Below are 12,234 nucleotides of genomic sequence, written 5' to 3' on the forward strand. Positions count from 1 at the left end.
TCGGCCCGCGCGCAACCCATCAGCGCTTGCGCTGATGCATCGCCGCTTCGTCATCCAGCCAGTTGCTGCCCTTGTTGGTCAGGAAGAACATGTAGACCACCAGCGACACCGCGATCACCGCCGTTGCGTAGATCACGAACTCGCTCACGTGCCCAGTCTTCAACGAGGCCTGGTACAACAACGGCGCGGTGCCACCAAACGCGGAATTGGCCAGCGCATAGCCCAGGCCCACGCCCAGCGCGCGCACATGGGTGGGGAACAGTTCCGCCTTCACCACCGCATTGATCGAGGTGTAGCCGGTCAGGATCACAAAGCCCACGGTGAGGATCGCGAACGCGGCCAGCCAGTCGGTCTGCTTGGGCAGCTCGGTCACCAGGAACCAGGTGTAGAGCACCCCGCCGATGCCGAAAAACACCAGCAAGGTCTTGCGCCCAACGATGTCCGACAACCAGCCGCCCACCGGCTGCATCAGCATCAACACCGTCAGCGCGACCAGGTTGATGATGGTGCCGGCCATCACGTCGCCACCGGCAAACGCGGTCTGGATCATCTTCGGGCCGGTCACCGAATAGGTGTAGAACGCGATCGTGCCGCCGGCGGTGATCAGGAAGCACAGCAGCAGCGGGCGCCACTGATTGACGAACAATTCGCGCATCGAGCCCGATGCCTTGGCCTTGCCGGTGCGCGAATCGGCGATGGATTCGGAGCTCAGCGACTCGTCCATGGTGCGGCGCAGCCAGAACACCACCAGCGCGCCGATGCCGCCCAGGCCGAACGCCACGCGCCAGCCCCATGCAGACACCTGCGGGGCGTCGAAGAAATGCAGCATCACCAGCAACGTGGCCTGCGCCAGCACATGCCCGCCGACCAACGTGACGTAATGGAACGACGACAGGAACCCGCGCCGGCCGGGAATCGCCGCCTCCGACATGTAGGTCGCGCTGGTGCCGTATTCGCCACCGGTGGCAAAGCCCTGCAACAGCCGCGCCATCAGCAGGATGATCGGCGCGGCAATGCCGATCGTGGACACCGTGGGCGTGATCGCGATGACGAACGAGCACAGCGCCATCATCGACACCGAGATGGTCAACGCCAGACGGCGGCCGTAGCGGTCGGCGAAGCGGCCGAAGTACCACGCACCGATCGGGCGCATCAGGAAGGTCATCGCAAAGATCGCCCACACGAACATGGTGGCGTTCTTGTCTTCCTTGGAAAAGAACTGCGATTCGAAATAGACCGCAAACACCGAGTAGACGTAGACGTCGTACCACTCGACCAGATTGCCGGCCGAGCCCTTGAGCGTGTTGGACACCGAACGGCGAAGGCTACCGGGGGCTGCGCCAGAACCGGCGGCGATCGGGGACGTTGGGGGTGCGCTCATGCAGACGGAACCTCGTGGTGGACACCCCGGGAGTATAGGTGCCTGCTTGTGTGACGCATGTAAGCATTTCGGCGCATAGGCAGGCGCCGTGCAAGCGGCTAGTCCGTGCGGTTTTTGGTCGGGTGGCAGCCAACCGGGAGCGTTCGCTTGCTTCGCTCCACAGCGATGTCCACTGAGGTTATTTGTGGCGCTTCAGTCCGCTTTCGGCGTCGGTGCAGCCAGCCATTTGCTGTCTCGCAGGGAGCCAGCCGCGCGGCAGCACGGGTGCATCCGCGACGGCATTGCCGAAAACGCAGGCCGTTATTGTCGAGACCGCATTGGATGCCCATCGACGACTACGGCAACACCTGCTTGAGCGTCTCGATAAACGCACGCAGGCCCGGCGGGATCTGTCGATGTCCGGGGTAATACAGCACCAGTCCCGGAATTGCCGGGCACCAGTGCTCCAGCACGCGCACCAACGTGCCGCGCGCCAGCGCAGCCATCGCCGTATGCTCGGGCACATAGGCGATGCCAAGGCCGGCTTCGGCGGCCTCGCTCATCGTCTGAGTCTGGTCCAGCGTCAGCCGTCCCGGCACATCGATCACCACCTCCTGACCGCGCCGCTCGAACTCCCAGCGATACAGCTTGCCGCTGGGCATGCGATGCCGGATGCAGGCGTGGCGATGCAGATCGTCCGGTACGTCCGGGCAGCCGGCACGCTGCAGATACGCAGGTGCGGCCACCGCGATGAAACGCGTCTGGCCACCAAAGGGCACCGCGATCATGTCCTGCGGCACCGATTCGCTCAGACGGATGCCGGCATCGAAGCCGGCCGCCACGATGTCCACCAGGCGCCCTTCGCTGACCAGGTCCACCGACAGCGCCGGATGCCGCGCCAGCACCTCCGGCACCACCTGCTGCAACAACAGCCGCACCACCACGTCCGGTGCATTGATGCGCACCGTACCGGTGGGCCCGCTGCGGAAGGCGTCCAGTTCGCCCAGCGCATGCTCGACGTCCTGCAATGCCGGCACCAGCTTGGCGTACAGCCGTTCGCCGGCTTCGGTCAACGACACGCTGCGCGTGGTCCGATGCAACAGGCGCACGCCGAGGTTGCGCTCCAACGCGCTGATCAGGTGGCTGAGCGAGGACGGCGCCAGCCCCAGCTCGGTGGCCGCACGCCGAAAGCTGCGATGCACCGCCACGCTCGTAAACGCGGCCAGATCATTGAATGTGGGCTTGGGCATTAGTGGTGAAAACGCATCAACTCATTCGAATTCTATGGCATAGACCCATCAATTCCCTGCGCCTAAGGTGGTTTCTCTTCCCAACGCAAAGGCAACCCCCATGTCCAGAACCTGGCTGATCACAGGCGCCTCCTCCGGCTTCGGCCGCGGCCTGGTCGAAACCTTGCTGGCGCGCGGCGATCGCGTGGCGGCCACGGTGCGGCGCGCGGATGCGCTGGCCGATCTGCAGGCCACGCACGGCAACGCGTTGACCGTCCTGCAACTGGATCTGCGCGATAGCACAGCAGTGCGCGACGTCGTGGCCCAGGCCTTCCAGACCCTGGGCAGGATCGACGTGCTGATCAGCAACGCCGGCTACGGCACGCTCGGTGCGGCCGAGGCCGCCACCGATGCGCAGGTGCGCGCGGTCATCGACACCAACCTCATCGGCTCGATCACACTGATCCAGGCCGCGCTGCCGCACCTGCGTCGTCAGGGTGGCGGGCACGTGGTGCAGGTGTCGTCCGAGGGCGGCCAGATCGCCTACCCCGGTTTCAGCCTGTACCACGCCAGCAAATGGGGCATCGAAGGCTTTGTCGAAGCCGTCGCGCAGGAAGTGGCCGGCTTCGGGATCCACTTCACCCTGGCCGAACCTGGGCCGGCACGCACCAATTTCGGCGCCGCACTGGTCAGGATCGATGTGCCATCCGACTACGCCGGCACGCCGGTCGACGCCCTCAGCCGCGCGCTGGACGACGGCAGCTGGGTCATCGTCGGCGACCCGGAGCGGATGGTCGCGGCGATGATCGCCTGCACCGAGCAATCGCCCCCGCCGTTTCGCCTGGTCATGGGCGGCAGCGCGTACCACGCCATCCGCGATGCATTGACCACGCGGCTGGCCGCGCTCGACGTCCAACGCGAGCTGGCGTTTTCCACCGATAACCCGGCGGCCGCTGGATGATGGCAGCCACGGTGGCGTCGCGCAGTCACTCCGGAGCAGTGGCGCCCGTTGGCGACGCGCATGCGTCAATATTGCCGGCATCACTCGCCGCAACAAGGACGCTTCGCGCGCTGCACCATGAGCAAGCACCATACCGAGATCAGCAAGTTCCTCAGCTTCGTATTGCGCCACGACCCTCACGCCATCGGACTGACGCTCGACGCGCAGGGCTGGGCCGAGATCGATGCGTTGATCGCCGGCGCCAAGGCCAACGGCACCACGCTTGATCTGGCGTTGATTCAAGCGGTGGTCGCCGGCAGCGACAAGCAACGGTTTGCGCTTTCTGACGATGGGCGGCGCATCCGTGCAGTGCAGGGCCACTCCACGCCCACCGTCGCCCTGCAGCTGGAGGCCAAGCTGCCGCCCGAGGTGCTGTATCACGGCACGGCCACGCGGTTTCTCGACGCGATCATGGCCGAAGGATTGCGCCCCGGCCAGCGCCACCACGTGCATCTGTCCGACAACATGCAAACGGCCGCATCGGTCGGACAGCGGTACGGCGCGCCGGTCGTCCTGCAGGTGGAGGCCGGCCGCATGCACCGCGATGGGCTGCAGTTTTTCCAGGCCGATAACGGCGTGTGGCTCACCGCGCATGTGCCAGCAACGTTCCTGATTCGCCCGCGTTGAGCTAGCGGGCGGGACAAGCCGGCAACCTCCAGAGCAACGCGCGGCAGGCCCGGCAAGCCGTCCACCCTTCACAACTCCCATGCCGCCGCCCTTGCCAGACTCCTGGCCGCTCGGGGCCGTTGATGGCAGGGGAACAGGAGCTGGATGCATGCTATGGATCATCGTGGGCACGATCATCGGCGCGTTGGTGATCGGCCTGGTGGCGCTCAATTTCGCCACACCTGAGAAAAAGCTCGAACACATCCCGAGTCATTGCTACGACGTGTCCGACCCGCAGTTCAAACGCGAGATGTCGGTGTTGCTGGGCCCGGCAATCCTGCCCGGCAACAAGATCGAGGTGCTGCAGAACGGGCGCGAGATTTTCCCGGCGATGCTGGCGGCCATCGGCAGCGCGCAGCACACCATCACCTTTGAAACCTACATCTATTGGTCCGGCGAGATCGGCCGCGAGTTCAGCCAGGCGCTGTCCGAGCGCGCCCGGGCCGGCGTCAAGGTGCGCGTCACCATCGACTGGGGCGGCAGTTTGAAGATGGACCCGTCGCTGGTGGAGAACATGACCGACGCCGGCGTGGAAGTGCATCGCTATCGTCCACTCACCTGGTACAACCTGCACCGGGTCAACAACCGCACCCATCGCAAGTTGCTGGTGATCGATGGCCGCATTGGCTTTACCGGCGGCGTGGGCGTGGCCGATCAGTGGATGGGCGATGCGCAGGACCCGGAGCACTGGCGCGACTCGCATTACCGCATCGAAGGCCCGGTGGTGGCGCAGGTGCAGGCCGCCTTCAACGACAACTGGATCAAGAGCACCGGCCGCGTGCTCAATGGCGCCGAGTACTACCCCGCGCTATCGCCGGCCGGCGACAGCGACGCGCAGCTGTTCGTGGCCTCGCCGGCCGGTGGCAGCGAGAGCATGCACCTGATGTATCTGATCGCCATCGCCGCAGCGCGCACCTCCATCGACCTGGCCGCCGCCTACTTCGTGCCCGATGCGCTGATCACCCGCTCGTTGCTGGAAGCGCGCGCGCGTGGCGTACGCATTCGCGTGCTGCTGCCCGGCAAGCATATCGATGCGATTTCGGTGCGGCTGGCCTCCAAGGCCAGTTGGGAACCGTTGCTGCAGGCCGGCATCGCCATCCACGAATACCTGCCCACCATGCTGCACACCAAGCTGCTGATCATCGATGGCCTGCTGGTCTCGGTGGGCTCGACCAACTTCGACATCCGCTCGTTCCGCCTCAACGACGAGGCCAGCCTGAATGTCTACGACCGCACGCTGGCCGCGCGCATGACCGAGGTCTTCGAGCGCGACCTGCAGCAGGCTGAGCTGTACACGCTGGAACGCTGGCGCGCCCGCCCGCTGCGGCAGAAGCTGGCCGAGAAGCTGGTCATTCCGGTTCGCTCGCAGGTGTGATGCCGCGTGGGTGCGGTTGCCGATCCAGCAAGCGGCAGCGGCGCCCGCCCACCCTCACGGCCGCGTGGGCGGGGTCGCACCCGGCTGCGCCTGCCGCCGCAACTGGCGCAACCGCCACCACAGCCCGCCGATGTGCGCCAGCGAGTACAGCACCAGCGCTGCGGCGATGCCCAGCGTCAGCGGGCTGGCCTGCGACCCGGCCGCCGCCGCGCCCGCACTGAACGCACCAGTGGCCCAGCGCCAGGCCAGCCGCCCAAGCAGCACCAGCATCAAGGCGCCGCCGATCCACGGATTGGGTGTGTACCAGCCACGGCCGTCCGCCCATTCGGCATGCGTGTAGCGCAGCGACAGCATGCCCAGCCCGATGCCTGCCAGCCCGCCCGCCGCAACCCCTGGCGCGACATGCGGCAAGCCGTAGGCCGCAAACGCCAGCGCTGCAGTGGCGAGAACCAGCACCGCTATGCGCAGCGCCGTGCCCACCGGCTTCCATTGCTGGCGGCCGAAGCTGCGCCGGATGCGCCGGTAGTAGAGAAAGGCAATCGCCGCCATCGACAGGTAAGGCGTGAGCGGTGCAATGGCAGCAGCGGGCATGGTGGTTTCTTGCGGCTGAGGTGACCGCCGCAGGATGAAACCAGCCACCGGCGGAAACAAGATGCCAGGCGTCACGTCGCGCACCGCGCGGCAGCTGCGCACGGCTGCTGGAAAGTCACCACCTGCCACCGGCCCTGGCCGCACTCCCAGCACCGCCAGTGAACGCGGCTGCGCGCCGCGCCCATTGCCACACGCGAACACCGGCGGCGGCGGTAGACTTGTGCGCAGAGTTCCCCCACTGCAGTGCCATGTCTGCCATCAAGCAACACGCCCACGCCCTGATCGACACGCTGCCCGAAGCAGCTGGATGGGAGGACGTGTCCCGCGTCGTGGACGCCGCCGGCTTCCAGGCGGCGGTGCAGGACGGGATCGCGGCGGCGGACCAGGGTGCCTTTGCCGCGCCGGCACAGGTGACGGCACTGTTCGCCAAATGGGGCGTTGATGTTGCGGCGTGACTGGACCGTCCCGGCCGCCAAGCAGCTTGCATACGCCCAGGATCACTACCACGCGCTCAACCCGACCGCCGCCGCCGCGATGGCGCGGCAGGTGCTGGAAGCCACCCGCACCCTGGCCGAGCAACCCGGCCGTGGCCGCGCCGGCCGGGTCGCCGGCACCCGCGAGTGGGTGGTCAAGCAGACGCCCTACGTGCTGGTCTACCGCGTGCGCGGCGACGCGCTGCAGCTGCTGCACGTGCATCTGGAGCCTAGCGACTGGCTGCCCCGCAGCGAACCGCTGATCGAACGCATCGAGCCCTGGATCGCCGCGCTGATCAGCGCGTTGCTGCATGTGCTGATGCTGCTGATCCTGCTGTCGGCCTCCACGCCCACCATGACCCCGCCGCAAGGCTCGGCCAGCGGTGGCCGCACCAAGGTCGACTTCGTCGGCGACACCGCCGAGCCCGAGCAACCCACGCCCTCCCCGACACCGACACCGCCGTCGGCCAAGCCCGCCCCGGTGCAGCCGCCACCGGCCGCCTCGCCGGTGCAGTCCACCCTGGTCAAGAACGCCAAGAACCCGGTGCCGCCCGCAGGCAACACACGACGCGGTGGCCTGGTCGAGCAGCGCCAGACACAGCCGGTGCAGCGCCCCACGCCACCGCAACCGCCGGCAGAACCCTCATCGCCGCCGCAGCGCCGTCCCCAGACCTGGACCGGCCGCCCACCGGGCATGCTCGAAGAAGAAGCCGATGCCGCCGAAGACGGCATGTCCAACACGCCCACCATCAGCGAAGGCCGCCGCCGCGACCGCAACAACGCCCAACCCAGCATGGATGTGGGCGGCTACCAGGTCTATTACGAAGTGCGCAGCGAGACCCAGCTACGCAACTGGCGCGACCAGGGCATGAAGGAACTCGCCATCATCCTGCCCGGCACCCAGTACCGCATGGTCTGCCCACTGGAAGTCGCCCTCAAGCGCGGCTCCAGCAAGTGCCGCCTGCTGCCACCGGACTCGCCGGAACTCAAAGACATCGGCGACGCCCGCGAGGTCATCAACATGATGGAGGTCTACAAGCAAGGCGAGCCGGTGTGGCGTGGGCCGGGGCCGTATCGGTGAGTGGTGGGGTATGCGGCACGCATCAGCTACCTTAGAAACTCAAGCCAAGGTATGACGCGTTACCCAGTTACCGGACTGCTTGCACTGGATCTAAAGTTCAAGCAGTCCGAGTGCTGTGGGAAAGCGGCATTTCATCGATCACTGTTCGCAATATTGACGCGCCAGAGGATGTGGTTCTTCCGTCGTCTGGATGAAACACGCGCAGCAGGAGGCACCACAGGCATTCACTGGTCCGATTTGCCGATGCAATTCGGTATGGCGCTGCACTGCGCGCAGCTGGATCACACGGCTTGCTGGAGCTGCGACGTCCCCCCGCCCTGAGTAGCGGCCTGGTTTAGAGTCCGGGGCTGGTTTGACCCACCCCCGATTCCAATTTCAGCGTATGAACTAAAGTGACAACGCCACCGTTTTCAATGCATCCGTCACTGGTCCGAACACAATCTGCCGCAGCAAGCGCGCCTCACCAGCGTCCACTGCATGCGTCGCACCTTGCTCATAGGTCTGCAGCACGGCGTGCGATTCCCGCCTGATCGCGATTGCAAGTTCATCCAGATGCCGCAATGCCAGTTTGGGCGGCACGCCGATGGAGTCGCCAAATGCAGCGACATCATTGCGGCGGATAGAGGCGTAACGGCGGGCGTTGCCCATCGGAAAAACCAATTCCTCCAAACCCCAATCTGGGGCCTTGTAGACGCTGGTACTGAGCAGGTCGTAGTGCGGCGCGAGTTCCCAGCCGTTGGCGCCGCGCAGAAAGCTCAGGTTCTTGAGGTGGGCGTCGCTGTTGCCGATCAAGAAGTTGAACAACTGCCAGCGCAGCAGCGCGATGCGGGTGGCCGCGGGCATGCGGCTGATGCGTTCGAGCGCGCGCAAGTTGCCGCTGGTGGCTTGTTGGTATTTGTAAACGCGATCCAGCGACAGCAATTGGCAACCGTCCAGCGCGTAACGGCGCTGTGCCTGCAGGCCATCGCCGAGGCGGTCGAAGCGGCGCACCAGATACACCGGTTCCGGCACGCGGCGCACGGCGACTTGCGGCACCGGCAGTCCGCAGGCAGCGGCCAGCTGCATGCAGAACCATGCGTTGACCGCGCTATGTGGGTAGTCGTCCACATGTTCGTGGTCGGGCTTGAGAATGTGGGTGGACGCGGCCGTGCCCACCGGCTCCCATAACCGCCCCTCATCCAGCACCACCGCCAGCTTGTGCTGAGCGCCCGCCAGCGACATGCGCTTGGGTGCGTCATGGGTCAGCGGTTGCCGAGGCAACGCGCGAATACGCGTGGACAACTCCGCATCTGTCAGCGGCTGCAGCGCTGGCCCTGGCAGTTGCTGACCTGGCCGCAGCAAGGTCAACGCGCCGGCCGACTCCGGGCCGAAACGCTGCAACAGACCGAAGGCGTCGGCCGCGTCGATGCCCGCGTCGCTGGCAATCAGCCGGCGCCCGCCCTCTTCGGGCAGCAGGTTGTCGAAGAACCACTGCACCGGGCGCTGGCTGCCGCCATCGACGATCTCGCCGGCGCTGCGCGGCAACGCAGGAGACAGGTCGAAGCCGTCCTTGCGCCACGTCTGGTCGTACGCGAGCACCCACAGATTGCCCTGCTCCCGCAGTTCGCCGACGCGGCGGCTTTCCAGCCACAGTTCCAGGCTACGTGGCGCGTCGGCGTTGTTCATTTGGGGGGCTTGTATACAGGGGCCGGCAGCTCCATCGGCAGGTCCAGCTGGACCTGGATGCCCAATTGCCGCAGCAGCTCGAACACCCGGCCCAGTTGCACGGTGTCCTTGCCGCGCTCGACATTGCCCAGCACCACATGGCTGGTGCCGGCCAGCGCCGCCAAGTCGTCCTGCCGTAAGCCTTGTGCCTTGCGAACGGCGCGGACGTAAGCGCCGATGTCGGATGCTTGGTCGATTGGGACGCGCATAGCAGTCATCGAATCTAAAGCGGGCTTTAGATTATTCCGGCACTGATGCAGGAACAAGCAAAATCTAAAGCTGGCATTAGATCGGCTTGTCTGTCAGGCATTTGCTGGATTGGAAACTAAAGCTGGCTTTAGTTTTAGGATCTTAAGCCGACGCTGACGCGTGAGTGGCAACGCCCCCGTGCAATTTGATGACCAAACGATGCCAGCTGCGTTGGCCTACCTACTCCACCCAATCATTTGTGCTGCTCGCACCGCCCGCCGGAGTTCCAAGCCACGCAGATCGGATGCGGTGACCAGACTTGCGATTGCAGCGCGCAGCGAACTGGCTACAGTCTGCGCAGGGCCATTGCGCCCACTCCATCCATCTGCGCCTCAAAGGATCCGCATGCCCCTGCATCGTCTTGCCCCCCGCCTGGGCCTGGCCGTTGGCCTGCTGTGCGCCTGCGTCGCGCATGCGGCCGAGCCGGTGGCCGCGCATCGCCTGCTGCGCGTCACCCTGGACGGGGCGACCGATCAGCCCGCGTCCGGGCGGCTGCTGGTGTTCGCCACCCTGGCCAAGCAGGCCCGGGCCGAGGCCAAGGACGGCAAGGTGGAAGAGGTGAACGTAAACCCGTTCCGCCCGACGGCGGTGGCCGTGGCGGCGCAGGAGGTGACCGCGCTCAGGCCCGGTGCCAGCGTCGAGATCGACCTGGACAACATCGCCTACCCCAGCGCGTTTTCCGCGCTGCCGGCCGGCGAGTACCTGTTCCAGGCCGTGCTGGACCCGGACCACAGCTACAGCTATGGCGGCCGCGATGGCGGCGATCTGCTGAGCGAGGTCACCGCGGTGACGCCGGGCAAGGGCAAGCCGTTGCCCACACTGAGGCTCAGCAAGCAGGTGCCGGTGTCGGACGACCCGTGGCAGGTGTCGCCGCGTGCACCGCAGGCAATCCGCGACGCGATCCCGGAGGCCAAGCTGCATAGCGCGGACGCCTCGCTGCTGAGCCCGTCGCTGAGCGCGTTCTGGGGCCGGCCGGTCTCGCTGCGCGCCCGCGTGCTGACTCCGCCCGGCTACGACGCCAAGGCCCGCGTGCGCTATCCCACCGTGTATGTCACCCATGGCTTCGGCGGCAACTACAACCGCTTTGCCGGCAGCATCGCCGCGACCTGGAGCGCGATGGCGGCCAAGCAGATGCCGCCGATGATCTGGGTGTTCCTGGACCAGTCCACGCCCACCGGCACCCACGAGTTCGCCGACTCGGTCAACAACGGTCCCTGGGGCACCGCACTGACCGAGGAGCTGATCCCCGCGCTGGAACGGCAGTACAAGATGGACGGCAACGCCAAGGGCCGGTTCCTGAACGGGCATTCGTCCGGCGGCTGGGCCACGCTGTGGCTGCAGACGCGCTACCCCAAGCTGTTCGGCGGCACCTGGTCCACCTCGCCCGATTCCAGCGACTTCCACGACTTCACCGGGCCGGATCTGTACGCGCCCAATGCCAACGTCTACCGGCGCGCCGACGGCAGCCAGTTCCCGCTGATCCGCGACCAGGGCAAGGTCGTGGCCGACCTGGAAACCTTCGCCAAGCTCGAGCGCGTGCTCGGCCCTTACGGCGGCCAGATGACCTCGTTCGACTGGGTGTTCTCGCCGCGCGGGCCCGACGGCCACCCGGTGCCGATGTTCGACCGCGACACCGGCACCGTCGACCCGGCCGTGGTGGCCTACTGGCGCACGCACTACGACATCGCCGCGCGCGTGGCCGCGCAATGGCCCACGCTCAAGCCGGATCTGGACGGCAAGATCCACCTGATCGTCGGCACCGCCGACACGTTCTATCTGGATGGGGCGGCGCACAAGTTCCAGGCCGTGCTGGACGGCCTGGGCGCCAGGAGCGACTTCCGCTACCTGGAAGGTCGCACCCACTTCGACCTGTACAAGGAGGGCGAGGACAGCAACGCCTTGATGAAGAAGATTGCCTGGGAGATGTACGCAGTGGCACGACCGAAGCAGTAAGTGCCTCCACGCAGGTGTCTGCGTATCGCGCCCATGCAAGCCACCGCCACCCCAAACCGCTACTGAGACTCAGGCCAAGCGCTTGGGCAACTCCCATTCCAGCTGCTGCCTGAGCACCAGCAGCAGTACCTGGATTTGGCCGGTGCGGACCATGGCCGCCGGTGTTTGCCCGTCCAGTGCGTTCAAGGGTGTGCGGAACCAGCGGATCAGTGCTTCGTTGTTGCCGCCGTTGAGCGCCCAGGCATGGCAGACGATCTCGCCCACGGTCTCGATGCCGGTGCTGCCAAGCAACTTGAGGTGCTCCGGCGTAAAGGAAAACAGCGACAGCACCAACTCTGCATCGGCCGCGTTGGCCTGTTCGCTCTCCATGCGCTCGCTGTGCGCAGTGCTGTACGCAGATACCTGGGCGCGGAATGTTTCGGCGCGCCGCATGCCAACGAGCAGTGATGCAATCAGGTCGGCGCGTTCCACGTGGCAGTCCTGCAGTGTGTTTGCGGGCAAGCTAACCGCGTGATGGCGGTCGCTCAATCAGGAGTCTCCTGACAGGCGGTGA

The 12,234-nt window shown here is 66.1% G+C and carries 12 protein-coding genes; 6 read left to right on the plus strand and 6 right to left on the minus strand.

Annotation, left to right across the window (positions count from 1 at the left end; genetic code table 11):
• Nucleotides 1–19 precede the first annotated feature (19 nt).
• A complete protein-coding gene (locus GGR62_RS12585; protein ID WP_184408234.1) occupies nucleotides 20–1,381 on the minus strand; it encodes an MFS transporter in 1,362 nt (453 codons plus the stop codon).
• Between the two features lie 335 nt (nucleotides 1,382–1,716).
• Nucleotides 1,717–2,610 carry a LysR family transcriptional regulator gene (locus GGR62_RS12590; RefSeq protein ID WP_184408235.1) on the minus strand — a complete coding sequence of 298 codons (894 nt, stop codon included), beginning with the start codon at nucleotides 2,608–2,610 and terminating at the stop codon, nucleotides 1,717–1,719.
• 100 nt (nucleotides 2,611–2,710) lie between these two features.
• Between GGR62_RS12590 and GGR62_RS12595 the strand changes: the two genes are divergently transcribed.
• From GGR62_RS12595 to GGR62_RS12605, 3 genes are all read left to right on the plus strand, one after another.
• A complete protein-coding gene (locus GGR62_RS12595) occupies nucleotides 2,711–3,550 on the plus strand; it encodes an SDR family oxidoreductase (RefSeq protein WP_184408236.1) in 840 nt (279 codons plus the stop codon).
• A 117-nt stretch (nucleotides 3,551–3,667) separates the two neighbouring features.
• Nucleotides 3,668–4,216 (plus strand): RNA 2'-phosphotransferase, encoded by a 549-nt coding sequence (locus GGR62_RS12600; protein ID WP_184408237.1) that lies wholly within the window; start codon nucleotides 3,668–3,670, stop codon nucleotides 4,214–4,216.
• A gap of 148 nt (nucleotides 4,217–4,364) precedes the next feature.
• Nucleotides 4,365–5,630: a phospholipase D-like domain-containing protein gene (locus GGR62_RS12605; protein WP_184408238.1), complete on the plus strand. Its 1,266-nt coding sequence runs from the start codon at nucleotides 4,365–4,367 to the stop codon at nucleotides 5,628–5,630.
• Nucleotides 5,631–5,684: 54 nt separating this feature from the next.
• Here GGR62_RS12605 and GGR62_RS12610 read toward each other — a convergent pair whose 3' ends face one another.
• On the minus strand, nucleotides 5,685–6,221 hold the full coding sequence (locus GGR62_RS12610) for a hypothetical protein (protein WP_184408239.1): 537 nt from the start codon (nucleotides 6,219–6,221) through the stop codon (nucleotides 5,685–5,687).
• A 248-nt stretch (nucleotides 6,222–6,469) separates the two neighbouring features.
• Between GGR62_RS12610 and GGR62_RS12615 the strand changes: the two genes are divergently transcribed.
• Both GGR62_RS12615 and GGR62_RS12620 read left to right on the plus strand, forming a co-directional pair.
• A complete protein-coding gene (locus GGR62_RS12615; protein WP_184408240.1) occupies nucleotides 6,470–6,676 on the plus strand; it encodes a hypothetical protein in 207 nt (68 codons plus the stop codon).
• Entirely contained in the window at nucleotides 6,663–7,775 is a 1,113-nt protein-coding gene (locus GGR62_RS12620) for a type II toxin-antitoxin system RelE/ParE family toxin (protein WP_184408241.1), read from the plus strand. Before GGR62_RS12615 ends, GGR62_RS12620 begins: the two co-directional genes overlap by 14 nt.
• 387 nt (nucleotides 7,776–8,162) lie before the next feature.
• Here GGR62_RS12620 and GGR62_RS12625 read toward each other — a convergent pair whose 3' ends face one another.
• Complete coding sequence (locus GGR62_RS12625; protein WP_184408242.1) at nucleotides 8,163–9,440, minus strand: HipA domain-containing protein; 1,278 nt, start codon at nucleotides 9,438–9,440, stop codon at nucleotides 8,163–8,165.
• Nucleotides 9,437–9,688, minus strand: coding sequence for a helix-turn-helix domain-containing protein (locus GGR62_RS12630; RefSeq protein ID WP_184408243.1), 252 nt, complete (start codon nucleotides 9,686–9,688; stop codon nucleotides 9,437–9,439). The genes GGR62_RS12625 and GGR62_RS12630 overlap by 4 nt, the downstream gene beginning before the upstream one ends.
• Before the next feature lie 385 nt (nucleotides 9,689–10,073).
• Between GGR62_RS12630 and GGR62_RS12635 the strand changes: the two genes are divergently transcribed.
• Nucleotides 10,074–11,681 carry an alpha/beta hydrolase-fold protein gene (locus GGR62_RS12635; RefSeq protein ID WP_184408244.1) on the plus strand — a complete coding sequence of 536 codons (1,608 nt, stop codon included), beginning with the start codon at nucleotides 10,074–10,076 and terminating at the stop codon, nucleotides 11,679–11,681.
• A gap of 69 nt (nucleotides 11,682–11,750) precedes the next feature.
• Here GGR62_RS12635 and GGR62_RS12640 read toward each other — a convergent pair whose 3' ends face one another.
• Nucleotides 11,751–12,152, minus strand: coding sequence for an antitoxin Xre/MbcA/ParS toxin-binding domain-containing protein (locus GGR62_RS12640; protein ID WP_184408245.1), 402 nt, complete (start codon nucleotides 12,150–12,152; stop codon nucleotides 11,751–11,753).
• Nucleotides 12,153–12,234 lie beyond the last annotated feature (82 nt).

It is taken from the genome of Xanthomonas sp. 3075, assembly GCF_014197275.1.
Classification (GTDB): domain Bacteria; phylum Pseudomonadota; class Gammaproteobacteria; order Xanthomonadales; family Xanthomonadaceae; genus Xanthomonas; species Xanthomonas campestris_B.